This window comes from Pukyongiella litopenaei, assembly GCF_003008555.2.
GTDB lineage: Bacteria > Pseudomonadota > Alphaproteobacteria > Rhodobacterales > Rhodobacteraceae > Pukyongiella > Pukyongiella litopenaei.
Genome location: NZ_CP027665.1, coordinates 1,837,813 through 1,856,361, shown reverse-complemented (window position 1 = coordinate 1,856,361; position 18,549 = coordinate 1,837,813). Strand labels below are relative to the sequence as shown.

The 18,549-nt window shown below is 63.4% G+C and carries 17 protein-coding genes; 7 read left to right on the top strand and 10 right to left on the bottom strand.

Going from position 1 to position 18,549, the window contains the following annotated elements; all coding sequences use genetic code 11:
* Positions 1-30: 30 nt before the first annotated feature.
* Entirely contained in the window at positions 31-363 is a 333-nt protein-coding gene (locus tag C6Y53_RS09275) for an Hpt domain-containing protein (RefSeq protein ID WP_106472176.1), read from the top strand.
* A gap of 9 nt (positions 364-372) precedes the next feature.
* On the opposite strand, the gene ilvA is transcribed toward C6Y53_RS09275, so the two are convergent.
* On the bottom strand, positions 373-1,599 hold the full coding sequence (gene ilvA, locus C6Y53_RS09270; RefSeq protein WP_106472175.1) for a threonine ammonia-lyase IlvA: 1,227 nt from the start codon (positions 1,597-1,599) through the stop codon (positions 373-375).
* A gap of 101 nt (positions 1,600-1,700) precedes the next feature.
* Here ilvA and C6Y53_RS09265 point away from each other — a divergent pair, with 101 nt between their 5' ends.
* Together C6Y53_RS09265 and C6Y53_RS09260 are read left to right on the top strand one after the other, a co-directional pair.
* Complete coding sequence (locus tag C6Y53_RS09265; RefSeq protein ID WP_106472174.1) at positions 1,701-2,924, top strand: argininosuccinate synthase; 1,224 nt, start codon at positions 1,701-1,703, stop codon at positions 2,922-2,924.
* A complete protein-coding gene (locus tag C6Y53_RS09260) occupies positions 2,921-3,349 on the top strand; it encodes a DUF1810 domain-containing protein (RefSeq protein ID WP_106472173.1) in 429 nt (142 codons plus the stop codon). The genes C6Y53_RS09265 and C6Y53_RS09260 overlap by 4 nt, the downstream gene beginning before the upstream one ends.
* 64 nt (positions 3,350-3,413) lie before the next feature.
* Here the strand turns inward: C6Y53_RS09260 and C6Y53_RS20995 are convergent, their stop codons facing one another.
* Both C6Y53_RS20995 and C6Y53_RS09255 read right to left on the bottom strand, forming a co-directional pair.
* Positions 3,414-3,581 carry an RSP_7527 family protein gene (locus C6Y53_RS20995; RefSeq protein WP_211299501.1) on the bottom strand — a complete coding sequence of 56 codons (168 nt, stop codon included), beginning with the start codon at positions 3,579-3,581 and terminating at the stop codon, positions 3,414-3,416.
* Between the two features lie 127 nt (positions 3,582-3,708).
* Positions 3,709-5,964 carry an NADP-dependent malic enzyme gene (locus tag C6Y53_RS09255; protein WP_106472172.1) on the bottom strand — a complete coding sequence of 752 codons (2,256 nt, stop codon included), beginning with the start codon at positions 5,962-5,964 and terminating at the stop codon, positions 3,709-3,711.
* Positions 5,965-6,123: 159 nt separating this feature from the next.
* On the opposite strand from C6Y53_RS09255, the gene mutS reads away from it, so the two are divergent.
* The gene (gene mutS / locus C6Y53_RS09250; protein WP_211299521.1) at positions 6,124-8,754 is read left to right on the top strand and encodes a DNA mismatch repair protein MutS; all 2,631 of its coding nucleotides are present in this window, start codon (positions 6,124-6,126) and stop codon (positions 8,752-8,754) included.
* Positions 8,755-8,817: 63 nt separating this feature from the next.
* On the opposite strand, the gene C6Y53_RS09245 is transcribed toward mutS, so the two are convergent.
* Positions 8,818-9,381, bottom strand: coding sequence for a nucleotide exchange factor GrpE (locus C6Y53_RS09245; RefSeq protein WP_106472170.1), 564 nt, complete (start codon positions 9,379-9,381; stop codon positions 8,818-8,820).
* 9 nt (positions 9,382-9,390) lie between these two features.
* On the bottom strand, positions 9,391-10,452 hold the full coding sequence (gene hrcA, locus C6Y53_RS09240; protein ID WP_106472169.1) for a heat-inducible transcriptional repressor HrcA: 1,062 nt from the start codon (positions 10,450-10,452) through the stop codon (positions 9,391-9,393).
* A 115-nt stretch (positions 10,453-10,567) separates the two neighbouring features.
* On the opposite strand from hrcA, the gene rph reads away from it, so the two are divergent.
* The 3 genes from rph to hemW are packed head-to-tail and all read left to right on the top strand — an operon-like array spanning position 10,568 to position 13,054.
* Positions 10,568-11,281 carry a ribonuclease PH gene (gene rph / locus C6Y53_RS09235; protein ID WP_106472168.1) on the top strand — a complete coding sequence of 238 codons (714 nt, stop codon included), beginning with the start codon at positions 10,568-10,570 and terminating at the stop codon, positions 11,279-11,281.
* Positions 11,278-11,892 (top strand): RdgB/HAM1 family non-canonical purine NTP pyrophosphatase, encoded by a 615-nt coding sequence (gene rdgB / locus C6Y53_RS09230; RefSeq protein ID WP_106472167.1) that lies wholly within the window; start codon positions 11,278-11,280, stop codon positions 11,890-11,892. Before rph ends, rdgB begins: the two co-directional genes overlap by 4 nt.
* On the top strand, positions 11,885-13,054 hold the full coding sequence (hemW, locus tag C6Y53_RS09225) for a radical SAM family heme chaperone HemW (RefSeq protein ID WP_106472166.1): 1,170 nt from the start codon (positions 11,885-11,887) through the stop codon (positions 13,052-13,054). Before rdgB ends, hemW begins: the two co-directional genes overlap by 8 nt.
* On the opposite strand, the gene C6Y53_RS09220 is transcribed toward hemW, so the two are convergent.
* The 5 genes from C6Y53_RS09220 to mnmE are packed head-to-tail and all read right to left on the bottom strand — an operon-like array spanning position 13,051 to position 18,536.
* Positions 13,051-13,935, bottom strand: a complete 885-nt coding sequence (locus tag C6Y53_RS09220; protein ID WP_106472165.1) for a ParB/RepB/Spo0J family partition protein — start codon at positions 13,933-13,935, stop codon at positions 13,051-13,053. The two genes, hemW and C6Y53_RS09220, sit on opposite strands and share 4 nt — an antisense overlap.
* A gap of 21 nt (positions 13,936-13,956) precedes the next feature.
* On the bottom strand, positions 13,957-14,766 hold the full coding sequence (locus tag C6Y53_RS09215; protein WP_106472164.1) for a ParA family protein: 810 nt from the start codon (positions 14,764-14,766) through the stop codon (positions 13,957-13,959).
* Entirely contained in the window at positions 14,759-15,376 is a 618-nt protein-coding gene (gene rsmG / locus C6Y53_RS09210; protein ID WP_244614981.1) for a 16S rRNA (guanine(527)-N(7))-methyltransferase RsmG, read from the bottom strand. Before rsmG ends, C6Y53_RS09215 begins: the two co-directional genes overlap by 8 nt.
* The gene (gene mnmG / locus C6Y53_RS09205; protein ID WP_106474026.1) at positions 15,369-17,237 is read right to left on the bottom strand and encodes a tRNA uridine-5-carboxymethylaminomethyl(34) synthesis enzyme MnmG; all 1,869 of its coding nucleotides are present in this window, start codon (positions 17,235-17,237) and stop codon (positions 15,369-15,371) included. Before mnmG ends, rsmG begins: the two co-directional genes overlap by 8 nt.
* A 12-nt stretch (positions 17,238-17,249) precedes the next feature.
* Positions 17,250-18,536, bottom strand: a complete 1,287-nt coding sequence (mnmE, locus tag C6Y53_RS09200) for a tRNA uridine-5-carboxymethylaminomethyl(34) synthesis GTPase MnmE (RefSeq protein ID WP_106472163.1) — start codon at positions 18,534-18,536, stop codon at positions 17,250-17,252.
* Between the last annotated feature and the right edge of the window lie 13 nt (positions 18,537-18,549).

The following is an 18,549-nucleotide window of genomic DNA, read 5'->3' as shown; positions in this document are numbered from 1 at the left end:
ACTGAGGGGACAGGCCACCACGGGTATACCATGATTGATTGGGCGCGCGTCAGCGACCTGCGCGATGAGGTCGGCGCCGATGATTTCGGCGAGATCATCGAGATCTTTCTCGACGAGGTCGGGGAAACGATCGCCGAACTGCGCGGCGGGGCCGATCCGGCGTCGCTCGAGGCGCCGCTGCATTTCCTGAAAGGCAGCGCGCTCAATCTCGGCTTTGCCGAGTTTTCCCGGATGTGCCAGCAGGGCGAAGCGGCCGCCGCGGCCGGGCAGGGCAATACCATCGATCTGAACGCGATCATTGACGGCTATGACCGATCCGTCGCCGCCTTCACGGCCGGGGTCGTCGAACGTTTTTCCGGATGAGGTCCGGGATCAGATCACGAACTGGGCCAGGATCTCGTCATTGGTGATGTCTGAATAGGTGAAACCCAGGTCATCGAGCCGCGCGAACAGCGCGTCGAAGTTCTCTGGCCTGGATGTTTCGATGCCGATCAGCACCGAGCCGAAATTGCGGGCCGATTTCTTGAGATACTCGAACCGGGCGATATCGTCGTCGGGGCCGAGCACGGCCAGGAACTCGCGCAGCGCGCCGGGGCGCTGCGGCAGCCGCAGGATGAAATACTTCTTTCGCCCCGACCAGCGTTGCGCGCGTTCCTTTACCTCGGGCAGGCGTTCGAAATCGAAATTGCCCCCCGAGGTGACACAGACCACGGTCTGTCCCCGGATCGCGTCGCGCAGATCGCCCAGCGCCTCGACCGAAAGGGCGCCGGCGGGTTCCAGGACGATCCCCTCGACATTGAGCATCTCCATCATCGTGGCGCAGATGCGGTCTTCGCCCAGCACCACGACATCCTCCGCCGGAACGTGCCGCAACAACTCAAACGGCCGGTCGCCGATCCGGCCCACCGCCGCGCCATCGACGAAATTGTCGACGATGTCGAGCGCCACCGGCGCCCCGGTTTCGAGCGCCGCCCGCAGGCAGGCCCCGCCCGCCGGTTCGACGAAATGGCAGCGCGCCCGATCCCCGAACCAGGTCGCCACCCCCGAGGACATGCCGCCGCCGCCCACCGGCAACACCACATGGCCGGGCGCCCGGCCCAGCTGCATCTCGATTTCCACGGCGACCGATGCCTGGCCCTCGATCACGTCGGGGTCGTCGAAGGGCGACAGGAAATGACCGCCCTCGACCGCGCACCATTGCTGCGCGGCGGCCAGCGTATCGTCGAAATAGTCGCCGACCAAGTGTATCTCGATCCGGTCGCCGCCAAACATCCGGGTTTTCAGAATCTTCTGTTCGGGCGTCGTGACTGGCATGAAGATCACCCCGCGCACGCCCATATGCCGGCACATGAAGGCAACGCCCTGCGCATGGTTGCCGGCGCTGGCGCAAACGAACAGACCATGATCCGGCTGCTTGCGCATGGCGTTGAACGCGCCGCGCAGCTTGTAGGACCGCACCGGGCTCAGATCTTCGCGCTTGAGCCAGATATCGGCGCCGAACCGGTCGGACAGGTGGCGGTTGTGTTGCAGCGGGGTGGCTGGAAACACCGTGCGCATGGCGGCTTCGGCCATGCGGGCGCGGGCAGGAAAATCGCTCATGCCCCTGTCTGGCGCAGCTTTGTGACTGGCGCAAGCGCGCCGCCTTGCCCCGCCCCCGAAAACCCGGTAACCCGCTGCCGTTCCAAACGTGAGGAAACCCGATGAGTGCGCCCAAGAAAGTTGTCCTGGCCTATTCCGGCGGCCTCGACACCTCGATCATCCTGAAATGGCTGCAAACCGAATATGGCTGCGAAGTGGTGACCTTCACCGCCGATCTGGGCCAGGGCGAAGAACTGGAGCCCGCGCGGAACAAGGCCGAGATGCTCGGCATCAGGCCCGAGAACATTCACATCGAGGACATCCGCGAGGAATTCGTGCGCGATTTCGTGTTCCCGATGTTCCGCGCCAATGCGCAATATGAAGGGCTCTACCTGCTGGGCACGTCGATCGCGCGCCCGCTGATTTCCAAGCGGTTGATCGAGATCGCCGAGGAAACCGGCGCCGATGCGGTCGCGCATGGCGCCACCGGCAAGGGCAACGACCAGGTGCGGTTCGAACTTGCGGCCTATGCGCTGAACCCCGACATCAAAGTGATCGCGCCCTGGCGGGAATGGGACCTGACCAGCCGCAACCGGCTGCTGGAATTTGCCGAGGCGCATCAGATCCCGATTGCCAAGGACAAGCGCGGCGAAGCGCCGTTCTCGGTCGATGCGAACCTGTTGCACACCTCGTCCGAGGGCAAGGTGCTCGAAGATCCGGCCGAAATGGCGCCGGACTATGTCTATCAGCGCACCGTGAACCCCGAGGACGCGCCGGATACCCCGGAATATATCGAGATCGCCTTTGAAAAGGGCGACGCGGTGGCGATCAACGGCCAGGCCATGTCGCCGGCCACGCTGCTGACCGCGCTGAACGACTATGGGCGCAGGCACGGGATCGGCCGGCTCGACCTGGTCGAGGGGCGGTTCGTGGGCATGAAATCGCGCGGCATCTATGAAACGCCGGGCGGGACGATCCTGCTCGAGGCGCATCGCGGCATCGAATCGATCACGATGGACCGCGGCGCGATGCACCTGAAGGACCAGCTGATGCCGCAATATGCGGAACTGATCTACAACGGTTTCTGGTATTCGCCGGAACGCGAGATGCTGCAGGCCGCCATCGACAAGAGCCAGGAACATGTGACGGGCACGGTCCGGGTCAGGCTGTTCAAGGGTCTCGCATCCACGGTTGGCCGCTGGTCGGACCAGTCGCTCTATTCCGAAGAGCATGTGACCTTCGAGGACGACGCCGGCGCCTATGACCAGAAGGACGCCGCCGGGTTCATCAAGCTGAACGCGCTGCGGCTGCGGCTGCTGGCGATGCGGGACCGGCGGGCAAAGTGAGCGACGAGACCGATCCCGACCTGTTCCTGGACGCCCAGAACGCGGTCTGGGACCAGGTGACATCGGAACTGGCCGCGGGGCGCAAGCAAAGCCACTGGATGTGGTTCGTGTTCCCGCAGCTCGCCTCGCTCGGGCAATCGCCCATGTCCCAGCTCTATGGGCTGCACGATCTGGCCGAGGCCCGCGCCTATCTGGCGCATCCCGAATTGCGGGCGCGGCTGGTCGAGGTGGGCGAATTGCTGCTGTCCCATCGCGATGCGTGCGCCGAAACGATCCTGGGCAGGATCGACGCGATGAAGCTGCGGTCTTCGATGACGCTGTTTGCCGCGGTGCCGGATGCGCCGCCGGTCTTTGCCGACATTCTGGGCGCCTTTTTCGACGGCCGGCGCTGCGAACATACGCTGCAAGAGATTGGCGGCGCCTGAGGCGCCGCCATATCGTTCGTTACCGCCGGCGTCAGCATCGGGGCGACGCCGGAACCGGTCGCTTTCAGGCCCGCGAGAACCGGCGCGGCATCGCCTTGTCGATCGACTGCGCGGATCTGCGGAAAACCGAACGCAACAGTTCCTGGATATACTCGGCCCGCTGCCTGCGCGCCTCGTCGATGTATGCCTGGACTTCCCGCTGGTTGGGAAATCTCTGTGTCTGGATAGCCATTGTTCTGCCTTTGCAATAACGCCCTGGATGGCGTGTCGCGCACCATCTAGGCCGTTCCGCATGGCATCACATCAGCCAATTCTCGAATTCCGCCATGACTCTTTTGCAGGGCTCACGGCGATTCGCGTCACTTGATTTCGCAGGACGCCAGCACCGCCATGTTCAGGATATCGTTGGCGGTCGAAACCGCCGAACAGATCTGGATCGGCCGGTCCACCCCCGTCAGGATCGGGCCGATCACCGTGGCGCCGCCCATTTCCTGCATCAGCTTGACCGAGATGCTGGCGGAGTGCCGGGCGGGCACCACGAGGATATTGGCCGGGCCGGTCAACCGCGAAAACGGATAGGCCGCCTGCGCCTGGACGTTCAGCGCCACATCCACCGTCATCTCGCCTTCGAACTCGAAATCGACACCGCGCCGCGACAGCACCTCGGGCGCGCGGTGCATCTTTTCGGCCCGTTCGGAAACCGGGTATCCGAAGGTCGAGAAACTGACAAAGGCCACCCGCGGTTCGAGCCCCATGTGCCGCGCGACTCCCGCCGCGCGTTCGGCGATATTCGCGAGATCCTCGGCGTCGGGCCATTCATGCACCAGCGTGTCCGCGATCAGCACGATCCGCCCCCGGTGCAGGACGGCGGTAACCCCGGCCGCGCCATGCGCGGCATCGGCATCAAAGACATGGCCGATCCGTTCGAGCACATGCGCGGATTTCCGGGTCGCGCCGGTGACCATGCCGTCGCCATGCCCATGGGCCAGCATCAGAGCCGAAAAAACATGCCGGTCACGGGCGGCCAGGCGGTGAACATCTTGCGTGTCAAAGCCCTTGCGCTGCAACCGCCGATACAAGAATTCCTTATATGTATCAAGGTGTTGGGTATTCGCCGCATTAACTATTTCTAGTTCCCGCACCGCTTCGGCCAAACCGCTGGCTTCCAGCTTGGCGCGCACGTCGTCCTGGCGGCCCACCACCAGCGCCTTGCCCATGCCGTTGCGCTGATACATCACCGCGGCACGCAGCACGCGCGGGTCGTCGCCCTCGGCAAAGATCATCCGCGCCTGTGCCTTGCGGGCCCGCGTGTTCATCCCGCGCAGGATGCTGGCGGTCGGGTCCATCCGCGATTTCAGCGACACCTCGTAGGCATCCATGTCGATGATCGGGCGCCGCGCGGCGCCGGTATCCATCCCCGCCCGTGCCACCGCCGGGGGAACCACATGGATCAGCCGGGGGTCGAACGGGGTGGGAATGATGTAGTCGCGCCCGAAGGTCAGATTGCGGCCATAGGCCAGCGCGACCTCGTCCGGCACGTCCAGCCGCGCCAGTTCGGCCAGCGCGCGGGCGCAGGCGATCTTCATGTCGTCATTGATCGCGCGGGCATGGATGTCCAGCGCGCCCCGGAAGAGATAGGGAAAGCCCAGCACGTTGTTGACCTGGTTCGGATAGTCGCTGCGCCCGGTTGCAACGATGGCATCGGGCCGCACCTCATGCGCCTCTTCCGGAGTGATCTCGGGATCGGGGTTGGCCATGGCAAAGATCACCGGGTTGTCGGCCATCGACTTGACCATGTCCTGCGTGACCGCCCCTTTCGCGGACACGCCCAGGAACACGTCGGCACCGACCATGGCCTCCTCCAGCGTGCGCAGGTCGGTCTTGACCGCATGAGCCGATTTCCACTGGTTCATGCCCTCGGTCCGGCCCTGCCAGATCACGCCCTTGGTGTCGCAGGTGATGCAATTGTCATGCCGCGCACCCATCGCCTTGAGCAGCTCGATACAGGCGATCCCCGCCGCACCCGCGCCGTTCAGCACGATCTTCACGTCCTCGATCTTCTTGCCCGACAGGTGCAGCGCGTTGATCAACCCGGCGGTGCAGATCACGGCGGTGCCGTGCTGGTCGTCGTGAAAGACCGGGATATCCATCTCTTCCTTGAGCCGCTGCTCGATGATGAAACATTCCGGCGCTTTGATGTCTTCGAGGTTGATGCCGCCAAAGGTCGGCCCCATCAGCCGCACCGCACGGCAGAATTCATCCGGATCCTCGGTATCCAGCTCGATATCAATGCTGTTCACGTCGGCGAACCGCTTGAACAGCACCGCCTTGCCTTCCATCACCGGCTTGGACCCCAGCGCGCCCAGGTTGCCGAGCCCCAGCACCGCCGTGCCGTTGGAAATCACCGCCACCAGATTGCCCTTGTTGGTATAGTCATAGGCGGTTTCGGGATTCTCGGCGATCGCCTCGCAGGGAATGGCCACGCCCGGCGAATAGGCCAGCGACAGGTCGCGCTGGGTCGTCATCGGCACGGTGGCCTGTATCTCGAACTTGCCCGGGCTGGGTTCGAGATGGAACGTCAGCGCCTCCTCAGCTGTAAACTTGACCTTGGCCATGGCGGCGCTCCTCTTCTTGCCGTCCGTGCGTCTTAGCGCAGGCCCGCCAGCGCCTCAATCACACAATGCGATTTCGCCTTTCGCCGCGCCGGGCGGATCAGTAATGTCGCCGCCAATCAACGAGCAGGGGATCATAGGAAAGTGGCCGGTGTCACGCCGATGATGGCGCAATATCTGGACATCAAGGCGGCCCATGCCGACGCCCTGCTGTTCTATCGCATGGGCGATTTCTACGAGATGTTCTTTGACGACGCGGTTGCCGCCGCCGGCGCGCTGGATATCGCGCTGACCAAACGCGGCAAACATGACGGCGCCGACATCCCGATGTGCGGCGTCCCGGTGCATTCCGCCGAAGGCTATCTGCTGACGCTGATCCGCAAGGGGTTCCGGGTCGCGGTCTGCGAACAGATGGAGAGCCCCGCCGAAGCCAGGAAACGCGGATCGAAATCGGTGGTCAAACGCGACGTCGTGCGCGTGGTCACGCCCGGCACCCTGACCGAGGACGCGCTGCTCGAGGCGCGGCGCCACAATTTCCTGGCCGCCCACGCCCGGGTGCGCGACAGCGCCGCGCTGGCCTGGGTCGACATCTCGACCGGTGCCTTTCACGTCATGGCGATGGCGCCCGCCCGGCTGTCGCCGGAACTGGCGCGGCTCGCCCCCTCCGAACTGGTCGTCGCCGATGGCGAAGACCGGGTGGTGGACACGATCGCCGATGACCTGGGCATCGCGCTCACGCCGCTCGGTCGGGCCAGTTTCGACAGCGCCGCCGCCACCAGACGGCTCTGCGCGCTCTACCGGGTCGACACGCTGGACGGGTTCGGCAGCTACGGGCGGGCCGAACTCTCGGCAATGGGCGCGCTGATCGACTATCTCGAGATCACGCAGAAGGGAAAACTGCCGCTCCTGCAGCCGCCGCAGACCGAATCCCAGGACACGGTGATGCAGATCGACGCCGCCACGCGGCGCAATCTCGAACTGACCCACGCCCTGTCCGGCGGGCGGGCCGGGTCGCTGCTGTCGGTGATCGACCGCACCGTGACCCCCGCCGGCGCTCGGCTGCTGGAACAGCGGCTCTGCAGCCCGTCGCTGGCGCTCGACGTGATCCATGCACGGCTGGCCGCGGTGGATTTTACCCGCGACGACACGCGGACCGCCGAAGACCTGCGCACCGCCCTGCGCAAGACACCGGACCTCGACCGCGCCCTGTCGCGGCTGTCGCTGGATCGCGGCGGCCCGCGCGACCTCGCGGCGATCCGTGGCGGGCTCGCGCAGGCCGCCGCGATCGCCGCCACCTGCCACCCCGATGACCTGCCGGACCTGCTGACCCGCGCGCTGGCCAATCTCACCGGTTTCGACGCGCTGTCCGGCCTGCTCGATGCCGCGCTGGTCGCGGAGCCGCCGCTGCTGGCGCGTGACGGCGGGTTCATCGCGCCGGGCCATGACAGCGATCTCGACGACGCCCGGACCCTGCGCGACGAAGGCCGGTCCGTGATCGCCAGACTGCAGCGCGACTATGCCGAACGCACCGGCATCAGCTCGCTCAAGATCAAGCACAACAACGTGCTGGGCTATTTCATCGAAACCACCGCCACCCATGCGGGCCGGATGATGTCCGAACCCCTGTCGGAGACCTTCATTCACCGCCAGACCACCGCCAACCAGCTGCGGTTCACCACCGTTGAACTCAGCGAGATGGAAACCCGCATCCTGAATGCGGGCAACCGGGCGCTCGAGATCGAAAAGCGCCTGTTCGAAACCCTGCGCGCCGCGGTGCTGGACCACGCCGCCGCGATCAGCACCGCGGCCCGCGCCCTCGCCGAGATCGACCTGACGACGGCCCTTGCCGATCTTGCGAGGGCCGAGAACTGGTGCCGCCCCACCGTTGACGGCTCGCGCGTTTTCGATATCTCCGGCGGCCGGCACCCGGTGGTGGAACAGGCGCTGCGCATGCAGGGCGAGACGCCTTTCGTCGCCAATGATTGCGACCTCAACGCGGATAGCCGCGCCGCGATCTGGCTGCTGACCGGACCGAACATGTCGGGCAAATCGACCTTTCTCCGGCAGAACGCGCTGATCGGGCTGCTGGCGCAGATCGGCAGCCATGTGCCTGCCGACCGCGCCCATGTGGGCCTGGTCAGCCAGCTGTTCAGCCGCGTCGGCGCCGCCGACGACCTCGCCCGCGGGCGGTCGACCTTCATGGTCGAAATGGTCGAAACCGCGGCCATCCTGAACCAGGCCGATGACCGGGCGCTGGTGATCCTGGACGAAATCGGACGCGGCACCGCCACCTATGACGGCCTGTCGATCGCGTGGGCCACGCTGGAACACCTGCATTCCGCCAATCGCTGCCGCGCCCTGTTCGCCACCCATTATCACGAACTGACCGCCCTGGCCGGCAAGCTCGACGGGGTCGAAAACGCTACCGTCTCGGTCAAGGAATGGGACGGCGAGGTGATCTTTCTGCACGAGGTCCGCAAGGGCGCGGCGGACCGGTCCTACGGCGTGCAGGTGGCGCAGCTGGCTGGACTGCCGGCAACGGTCGTGGCGCGCGCGCGCGTCGTTCTCGAGGCGCTCGAGAAAGGTGAACGCGACGGCGATGCGGCAACGCCGAAAGCGCTGATCGACGACCTGCCGCTGTTCTCGGCCGCGCCGCCCGCGCCAGCTACACCGCCACCAGCCCCGGTTTCCGTCCCGGTGCTGGAAATGCTCGAAGACATCCACCCAGACGCGCTCACACCGCGCGACGCGCTCGACCTGATCTACAGGCTGAAAGAGGCGGCCAGCACCTGACCGCCCCTTCCTCTTGCCAGAAATATCCCCGCCGGAGGCACGCGCCGCAAGGCGCGTTCCGCTTCACGACGCAGGCGTCGAGGACACACCGACCTGCGCCGGGCGCAACAGCCGGTCATGCAGCATGAAACCCTCGGCCGACACCTGGATGATGTCCCCCGCGCGCGTGCCCGGCACCGGCGCCTCGAACATGGCCTCGTGCATCTGCGGATCGAACCGGTCGCCGATTTCGGGCGACACCACCTGGACACCGTGCTTGCCGAAAACACTCAGCAATTCGCGCATGGTCAGCTCGATCCCCTCGATCAGACCGGCCGAACCTTCCCTTTGTTCGTCGCTCACCGCGTCCAGTGCGCGTTTCATGTTGTCATAGACCGGCAGCATGTCGCGGGCCAGCCGCGACCCGCCGTACATTTCCGCATCGCGCCGCGCCTTGTCGCCGCGCTTGCGCGCATTTTCGGCATCGGCCAGCGCGCGCAGGAACCGGTCCTTGAACTGGTCCCGTTCGGCGCGCAGCGCATCGATCTCGGCCTGGTCGTCGGTGATCTCCTCGATCTGTTCCGCCAGCTCTTCCGCCTCGACCTCGGCGATGTCTTCCAGAAATTCGTCTTTCTTCGGCTCTGCCATGTCTCACCTCTAACCCCGGTCGGAAATCAGCCGCCCCACGAGCTGCGCCGTATATTCCACGATCGGGACAATCCGCCCATAGTTCAGGCGCGTTGGGCCGATCACGCCCACCGCGCCGATTATCTTGCGATCCGCGTTCATATAGGGAGAAACCACCAAAGAGGAACCCGAAAGTGAGAAAAGTTTGTTCTCTGAGCCGATAAAAATCCGGACACCCTCGCCCTGCTCGGCAAGCTCGAGGAAATCGGCGATGTCGCGCTTGCGTTCCAGGTCGTTGAACAGGCTCCGGATCCGGTCGAGCCCCTCGCCCGCCTCGTCCAGCAGGTTCGCGCGCCCGCGAACGATCAGGCGAGCGTCATCGCCGGTGTCACCGGTTTCCCAGGCCGCCATGCCCATGTCCACCATGTCCCGGGCCAGCGCGTCGATTTCCTGACGGCGCGCGGTGATGTCGGCCGCGATCTGGCCGCGCAGTTCCCCCAGCGTGCGTCCCTCGATCAGGGCATTGAGAAAATTCGCCGCCTCGCGCATCGAACTGGGCGTATGGCCCGACGGCGGGGTAAACAGGCGGTTTTCCACATGCCCGTCGGCAAAGACCAGCACCACCAGCGCCCGGTCATGGCCCAGGCTGACGAACTCGATATGGCGGATGGGGGCCTCGTGCTTGGGCGTCAGCACCAGCGAGGCGCCCTGCGTCACCCCCGACAACGCCGCACCCACCCGGTCGAGCATCCGCGCCACGTCGGCGGAATTGCTGTCCAGCGTCGCGTCGATCTTTTCCCGGTCCGAATCGTTGAGATCCCCCACCTCGAGCAGGCCGTCGACGAACATGCGCAGCCCCAGCTCGGTGGGAACCCGGCCGGCGCTGACATGGGGGCTGCCCAGCAGGCCGAGATATTCGAGATCCTGCATCACGTTGCGCACGGTGGCGGCGCTGACCTTTTCGCTGAGGGTGCGGGTCAGCGTCCGGCTGCCGACCGGGTCGCCGCTGTCGAGATAGGACTGAACCACCAGCCGGAACACTTCCCGCGAGCGGTCGTTGAGGTCGTCAAGCAATCTCGTGGAGTCGTTCATCTTCGGTCTCCGGCTGGAAATCCAGTTAAGAACCCCTCTGCACGAAGGTCAATCGGGCTTGCACACATGCCCCGCGCGGGGCTATCTCCGCGCGCAGACCAGCAAAGGACATCACATGCGACCCTCAGGACGTGAACTGAACCAAATGCGCGCGGTTTCGATCGAACCGGGCTTCAGCAAACATGCCGAGGGATCCTGTCTCATCAAGGTGGGGGATACGCATGTCCTGTGCAACGCCACCATCGAGGATCGGGTGCCGCCCTTTATCAAGGGGTCGGGCCTGGGCTGGGTCACCGCCGAATACGGGATGCTGCCACGGGCCACCAACACCCGGATGCGGCGCGAAGCCTCCGCGGGCAAGCAGGGTGGCAGAACCGTTGAAATTCAACGGCTTATCGGTCGCGCGCTGCGGGCCGGTGTCGATCGGGTCGCACTGGGAGAACGCCAGATCACCATCGACTGCGACGTGTTGCAGGCCGATGGCGGCACCCGCTGCGCGGCGATCACCGGGGGCTGGGTCGCATTGCGGCTGGCCGTGAACAGGCTGATGAAGGCGGGGATGGTCACGTCTGACCCCCTGGTCGATCCGGTGGCCGCCGTTTCCTGCGGCATCTATGCCGGCCAGCCGGTGCTGGATCTCGACTACCCCGAAGACAGCGAAGCCGGTGTCGACGGAAATTTCATCATGACCGGGTCGGGCAAGCTGATCGAGGTGCAGATGTCCGCCGAGGGGTCGGTGTTTTCGCGCGACCAGATGAACACCCTGATCGACCTCGCCGAAAAGGGCGTGGGTGAACTGGTCGGCGCGCAGCGGGCCGCGACCGCATGACCATCCGCAGGTTCACCGGTGACAAACTGCTTGTCGCCACCCACAACGCCGGCAAGCTCGAAGAATTCACCGAGCTGCTGACACCGTTTGGCGTGACGGTTGTCGGGGCCGGTGACATGAACCTGCCCGAACCCGAAGAAACCGAAACCACCTTTGTCGGCAACGCCCGTATCAAGGCACATGCGGCCGCCACCGCAACCGGCCTGCCCGCGCTGGCGGATGATTCCGGCATCGAGATCGACGCTCTGGGCGGCGCGCCGGGCGTCTATACCGCCGATTGGGCGGAAACGCCGGCGGGCCGTGATTTCGTGATGGCGATGGAACGCGCCCATCGTGAACTGGAAGAAACACGCGCACCGCTTCCGCGACTTGCGCGGTTCTGCTGCACGCTGGTTCTTGCGTGGCCCGACGGCCATGACGAGGTGTTTCCCGGCACCGTCGAGGGCCAGTTCGTCTGGCCGATGCGCGGCGCGCTGGGCCATGGCTATGACCCGGCGTTTCAGCCCGACGGGTATGATCTCACCTTTGGCGAGATGGACCGGAACGAAAAGAACCGGATCAGCCATCGCGCGGTGGCGCTGAACAAGCTCGTTGCCGGCTGTTTTGGCTGAGGACTGGCAACAGGGGGGATTCGGTCTTTACGTCCACTGGCCGTTTTGCGAGGCCAAATGCCCGTATTGCGACTTCAACAGCCATGTCTCGCGGCGGATCGACCAGACACGCTGGCGCGATGCCTATCTGCGGGAACTTGATCGTGTCGCCCATGATTTGCCGGGCCGGGCGCTGAACAGCATCTTTTTCGGCGGCGGGACGCCCAGCCTGATGGACCCGGACACCGTCGCCGCGATTGTCGTCCGGGCCCGCGAACACTGGGCATTTTCCAATGACATGGAAATCACGCTGGAGGCCAATCCTGGTTCGGTCGAGGCCGGGCGTTTCGCCGGTTACCGGGATGCCGGGGTAAACCGCGTGTCAATGGGGGTTCAGGCGCTCGACGATGACGATCTGCGGCGGCTGGGTCGGATCCATACCGTCGCCGAGGCACGGGCCGCCTTCGATATTGCCCGGACCTGCTTTGACCGGGTGAGTTTCGACCTGATCTATGCCCGCCAGGATCAGACGCTGGCTGATTGGCGCAACGAACTGCGCCAGGCGCTGGACATGGCCATCGATCACCTTTCGCTCTACCAGCTGACCATCGAACCCGGCACGGCGTTCGGGGATCGCCATGCACGCGGCGGCCTGCGCGGCCTTCCGGATGACGACCGCGCGGCCGATATGTTCGAGGCAACGCAGGAAATCTGCGACGCCCATGGTTTGCCCGCCTACGAGGTGTCCAACCATGCGCGGCCCGAGGCGCAATCCCGGCACAACCTGATCTATTGGCGCTATGGCGATTACGCCGGGATCGGGCCCGGCGCCCATGGCCGTGTCACCCTGAACGGGGCGCGCCATGCCACGACCTGCCACAGGCTGCCCGATGCCTGGCTCTCTGCATCTGAGGCGGGAAATGGCGACGACAGCCGGGACCGGCTGAGCAAAACCGAACAGGCCGAGGAATACCTGTTGATGGGCCTTCGGATTACCGAAGGGATTTCACTGTCGCGCTATCAGGCACTGGCCGGTGTGCCGCTGGATCGGACCCGCTGCAACCGGCTGGAAGAGCTCGGGCTGGTCAATGTGACAGAGGATAGGTTATCTGTTACAAAACAAGGTGTTATGGTTCTGAACGCCATCCTGGAAGACCTGTTGCCCGACCCGGGCCGGCCCTAGATCGCGTTCAGCAACCGGCACAGGGTGTCGAGGTCGTCCAGCGACCTGTAGCGGATCGACAGCTCGCCGGTTTCCTGTCCCGGCTTGTGTTTCAGTTCGACCTTCATACCCAGGTTTGCACTCAGATCGCCTTCGAGCGCGGCGGTATCCGCGTCCTTCTCCGACGCGGGTTTCGGAGTTGGCCGCGGCCCCGGCAGCTTGCGCTTGACCAGCGCCTCGGTTGCGCGAACCGACAGCCCCCCCTTGACCACCGCCCGCGCCAGTTCGGACGGGTTTTCGGCCGTGACCAGCGCCCGCGCATGACCGGCGGACAGTTTTCCGTCACGCAGAAGATCCTGCACATCGGCCGGCAGCGACAGCAGCCGCAGCAGGTTGGCAATGTGGCTGCGGCTCTTGCCGAGGGCGGCGGCCATCTGTTCCTGGGTATGCCCGAATTCATCCATCAGCCGGCGATAGCCCGCCGCCTCTTCGATCGCGTTGAGATCGGCACGCTGGATGTTCTCGATGATCGCGATCTCGAGCACTTCGACATCGGACAGATCGCGGATCAGCACCGGCAGTTCGTGGACCTGCGCCTGTTGCGCGGCCCGCCAACGGCGTTCGCCCGCGACAATCTCGTATCCGCTGTCACCCGACCGCCGGACGATCAGCGGCTGCAACACGCCCTTTTCGCGGATCGAGGCGGTCAGGTCGTCCAGATCCCCCGCATCGAATGTCCGCCGTGGCTGATCGGGATTCGCGCTCAGCCGTTCGATCGGCACCATGTCGACCCTGCGGCCCTTATCCGGCGCCGCCTCGGCTTCGGCGGCGGTGGTCACATCCGCCATCAGCGCCGACAACCCACGTCCCAACCCGCGCGACCTGTTCTTCTTGTCCTGCATCGGCTCGTCCTCCTGCCCCGTCTAGGCCGCTTTCAACCCGTGATTGTCCAACAGCTCCCGCGCCAGCGCGCGATACGCCTCGGCACCCTTGGATAGCGGCTCATAGCTCAGTACCGGCATCCCGAACGACGGTGCCTCGCTGACCCGAACGTTTCTGGGCACCTTGGTTTCGAACACCAGCGCGCCGAGATTTTCCCGCGCATCCTGTTCGACCTGCAACGAAAGATTGTTGCGCCCGTCGAACATCGTGAGCACGATTCCTTCTATGCGAAGGTTCGGATTGGCGCTCTGCCGCACTTCCCGGACGGTCAACATCAGTTGCGACAGCCCTTCGAGGGCAAAAAACTCGCTCTGCAACGGCACCAGCAGCGAATCCGCCGCGATCAGGGCATTGACGGTCAGCAGGTTCAACGACGGCGGGCAGTCCACCAGAACATAGTCCATCGACGACAGCGGCTCTCCGCCCGCTGACAATGCCCGGCGCAACAGGACGCTTCGATTTTCGTTTGAAATCAACTCCATATCGGCCGAGCTCAGGTCGACCGTCGACGGGATGATGAACAGCCCGTCGATCTTGGATTGCTGGATCAGCTCTCCTACAGGCGTCGCATAGACCAACAGATCATAGGAGGTTCCCGACCGGTCTTCGGCGTTGATCCCGAGCCCGGTCGATGCGTTCCCCTGCGGGTCGAGGTCGATGACAAGCACCTTCTTTCCGCTTTCAACCAGAGCCGCGGCCAGGTTGATTGCCGTTGTCGTTTTGCCGACGCCGCCTTTCTGGTTGGCGATGGCGATGGTTTTCGGGCTGGAAGATCCGCTCGGTTCAGACAAGGCTCACATCTTTCACTTTGAGAATGACGGCTCCGGGTTCGGTCACACTCTTACGCGTTTCCAGATCGAAATGCCATTTCCGCCGAGCCTGGTCGACCTCTTTTTCCCAACTGGCACCCTTGGGAAACAGCGCGATACCGTTCGTGCCCATATGTCGCTGAACAAATCCCAGCAATGTATCGAGATCGGCAAGCGCCCGCGCCGACAAGACATCCGCATTCAAGGGCTCCGCCGCTTCGATCCGCTGGCTGATGACAGTGCAACGTGCATCGCATTCCCGCACCACCGACCGCAGGAAGGCCGCTTTGCGTTGGTCGCTCTCGACCAGTGTTGTCCTGCCTTGATTTTCACGCAGAATGGCCACGACCATGCCAGGGAAGCCGCCGCCGCTACCCAGGTCACCCCAGTGCAAACAGTCGGCACCCATATGAAATATCTGTGCAGAATCAACGATATGCCGCATCCAGACCTGATCGAGGCTGGATTTAGAGACCAGGTTGATCTTTGGGGTCCAGCGCCGAAGCAAGTCGACATAGACCTCGAGCTTCCGGATTGTTTCACGTGAAACATCGAAGGAATACAAAAGATCCAGAGCCTCGGAATCAGGCACGTTTTCGCCTCTGTTCTTTCTTCAACCGCGACAAAATCAACACCAGGGCCGCCGGCGTCATGCCATCGATTCGCGATGCCTGCGCCAGATTTTCAGGTCGAACCCGTTCGAGCTTCTGCTTGAGCTCGTTCGAAAGACCCTCGATCGCACCGAAACTGAACCCGGCGGGGATTTTCTGCCCCTCCTCGCGCTTCAGCGCCTCGGTATCCATCTTCTGCCGACGGATATAGTTCGCATATTGCGCTTCGCGTTCGATCTGGCGCCGCGTATCACCATCGACATCCGACAGATTGTCGATCAATGGCGACAGTTCTTCGAACGACACGCCGGGAAAGGCAAGAACATCCAGACCACTCCGTTTCTTGCCGTCCTGGTTTACCTCGATACCGGCTTTGACCAGTTGCGTTGGAGAATACATGCCTTGCGTAAGCAATTCCCTCGCCTTGTCGAGCTTCTCAAGCTTTTCTTCGAAGCTCAGTCGCCGCCCTTCGCCAACACAACCCAATTCGATACCGAGCGTCGTCAATCTCTGGTCCGCATTGTCAGCGCGCAGGCTGAGCCTATACTCGGCCCGTGACGTGAACATCCGATAGGGCTCTGATACTCCGCGCGTTGTGAGATCGTCGATCATCACCCCGATATAGCTGTCGGCACGGCTGAAAATCGCCGGTTCCTTGCCCTGAACAGCCAATGCCGCATTCAGGCCAGCGACCAGGCCCTGCGCCGCCGCCTCTTCATATCCCGTTGTCCCGTTGATCTGACCCGCCAGATACAAACCCGGCACACGATCCAGAGCCAGCTGCGACGTCAACACGCGCGGATCGACAAAGTCATATTCTATCGCATAACCCGGTTGCAGAATATCCGCACTCTCCATCCCCTTGATACTGCGGACATAATCCAGCTGTATATCCTCAGGCAAAGACGTCGAAATTCCGTTCGGATAGACGGTTTCGCTGTCCATTCCTTCCGGCTCCAGAAAGACCTGATGCGAGGTCTTGTCGGAAAATCTTACGATCTTGTCCTCGATCGACGGGCAATAGCGTGGCCCGATCCCGTCGATATGGCCGCCATACATCGCGGACTTGTCGAGATTTTTCTGAATGATCTCGTGTGTTTGTTCGTTTGTGTGCGTGATCCCGCATTCAATCTGACGGCAGGCGGGTGCTTTTGTCATGAAAGAAAAGAACGTCGGATAATCGTCTCCGGGCTGCATCTCAAGAACAGCCCAGTCGATGCTGTCGCGCGCTATCCGTGGCGGCGTTCCGGTTTTCAGCCGACCCAACGGCAATTCATAACTCGTGAGCCGCTCCGCCAACCGGATCGAGGGCTTGTCCCCCATGCGGCCACCGCTCCAGCTCTTGTCGCCGATATGGATGACACCTCGAAGGAATGTACCGGTGGTCAGGATGACGGCCTTGGCGCTAATCTCGGAATCGTCGTTGAGCCTTACGCCAGAGATCCGACCATCCTTCATGATGAAATCGGTTACTTCCCCCTCGACAATCGTTAAATTGTCTCGCTTTTCAATCTCTTGCAGCATTGCCGACCGATAAATGGTGCGATCAGCCTGTGCTCTGGGGCCTTGAACAGCTGGCCCTTTACGCCTGTTGAGCAACCGAAACTGAATTCCCGAACGGTCCGCGACACGCCCCATGACGCCGTCCATTGCGTCGATTTCTCGAACCAGATGCCCTTTCCCGAGTCCCCCGATCGCCGGGTTGCAGGACATGACCCCGATCCCATCGCGTGACAGGGTCACCAGCGCCGTATCCGCACCCATTCGCGCAGCGGCATGGGCCGCCTCGCATCCCGCATGGCCGCCACCGATGACAACGACATCAAAGCCCGAATGTTTCACGTGAAACACTCCTTATTTGCCGATACAGAAACTCGAGAATATTTCATCCAGGAGGTTCTCCACGTCCACACGACCGACCAGCGACTCTAGCGCACGAATCCCTCTGCGCAATTCATCGGCAGCTATATCATAGCTGTCAGGTCCGTGCGCCAGAAGATCCCGCGTGACTACAAGCGATTCCCTTGTGTTCGTCATCGCGACCCGATGGCGTTCGCGCGTTGCAAGCCCCGAACCCGCCGCCCTGTTGCCGAGAGTGTCTGCGACACGCTGGACAAGTTCATCGACGCCCGCGCCTGTCAGCCCCGAAACCGCGTTCCTTCCGCCCTTTCGCAAATCAGCCTTGGGCAATACGCGGATATCATCGTCCAACAGGTCCAGACCGGCGGCCTGTTCATCTTCTCCAAGGAATATCCGCAGATCCGCGGACCGGGCGCGTTTGCGAGCCAGGGCAATCCCGATACCCTCGACATGATCCTCTGTTTCTCGCAATCCGGCCGTGTCGAGCAAGGTAACCGGCAATCCACCGAGATCCATACGGACCTCGATCACATCGCGTGTCGTGCCGGCATATTCGGAGGTAATAGCCGCATCACGACCAGCTAAAGCATTGAGAAGGGTAGATTTTCCTGAATTCGGCGGCCCTATGATCGCGACCTCGAACCCGGTTCGGATGCGTTCGGATACATGCAATCCGGCAATTTCTCGTTCCAGACCGGCCATGACGGCGGAAACCAGCGCGGTCACCTCGGGCGTCACGTCGACGGGCACGTCTTCGTCGGCGAAATCAATGGTTGCCTCGATCAGCGCGGCGGCACGCACCAATTGGCTACGCCATGCCGATGCCAGATCGCCGAGCTTGCCCGAAAACAGGTTGTTGGCCTGCCGTCGTTGCGATTCCGTTTCCGCATCGATCAGATCGGCCAGCCCCTCGACCTGGGCGAGGTCGAGTTTGCCGTTTTCCATCGCCCGCCGGGTAAATTCGCCGGCCTCGGCCGGTCGCAGGTTTTCCAGTTCCGAAAGTGCATTCAGGATCGCGGCAACACCGGCTGTGCTGCCATGAACCTGCAGTTCGACCACGTCCTCGCCGGTAAAGCTGCCCGGTGCCCTGAAACTCAGGACCAGCGCGTCGTCCAGACGTTCGCCTTGGCTGTCCCGCAGGACACGCAGAACCATGCCCCGCGCAGCCAGACCCGGACCGGCCAGTTTTTCTGCCGCGCGATGCGCGTCAGGCCCAGAAATGCGGATAACGGCAACGCCGGCCCGGCCCGGCGCGCTGGCAAGAGCATAGATCGTATCCATGAGGCAGCCTCCC

Excerpts from the sequence above, each read along its gene's own strand:
- C6Y53_RS09275 (WP_106472176.1), top strand. The coding sequence starts at position 31 with ATGATTGATTGGGCGCGCGTCAGCGACCTGCGCGATGAGGTCGGCGCC.
- ilvA (WP_106472175.1), bottom strand. The coding sequence starts at position 1,599 with ATGAGCGATTTTCCTGCCCGCGCCCGCATGGCCGAAGCCGCCATGCGC.
- C6Y53_RS09265 (WP_106472174.1), top strand. The coding sequence starts at position 1,701 with ATGAGTGCGCCCAAGAAAGTTGTCCTGGCCTATTCCGGCGGCCTCGAC.
- C6Y53_RS20995 (WP_211299501.1), bottom strand. The coding sequence starts at position 3,581 with ATGGCTATCCAGACACAGAGATTTCCCAACCAGCGGGAAGTCCAGGCA.
- C6Y53_RS09255 (WP_106472172.1), bottom strand. The coding sequence starts at position 5,964 with ATGGCCAAGGTCAAGTTTACAGCTGAGGAGGCGCTGACGTTCCATCTC.
- mutS (WP_211299521.1), top strand. The coding sequence starts at position 6,124 with ATGATGGCGCAATATCTGGACATCAAGGCGGCCCATGCCGACGCCCTG.
- C6Y53_RS09245 (WP_106472170.1), bottom strand. The coding sequence starts at position 9,381 with ATGGCAGAGCCGAAGAAAGACGAATTTCTGGAAGACATCGCCGAGGTC.
- hrcA (WP_106472169.1), bottom strand. The coding sequence starts at position 10,452 with ATGAACGACTCCACGAGATTGCTTGACGACCTCAACGACCGCTCGCGG.
- rph (WP_106472168.1), top strand. The coding sequence starts at position 10,568 with ATGCGACCCTCAGGACGTGAACTGAACCAAATGCGCGCGGTTTCGATC.
- rdgB (WP_106472167.1), top strand. The coding sequence starts at position 11,278 with ATGACCATCCGCAGGTTCACCGGTGACAAACTGCTTGTCGCCACCCAC.
- C6Y53_RS09220 (WP_106472165.1), bottom strand. The coding sequence starts at position 13,935 with ATGCAGGACAAGAAGAACAGGTCGCGCGGGTTGGGACGTGGGTTGTCG.
- mnmE (WP_106472163.1), bottom strand. The coding sequence starts at position 18,536 with ATGGATACGATCTATGCTCTTGCCAGCGCGCCGGGCCGGGCCGGCGTT.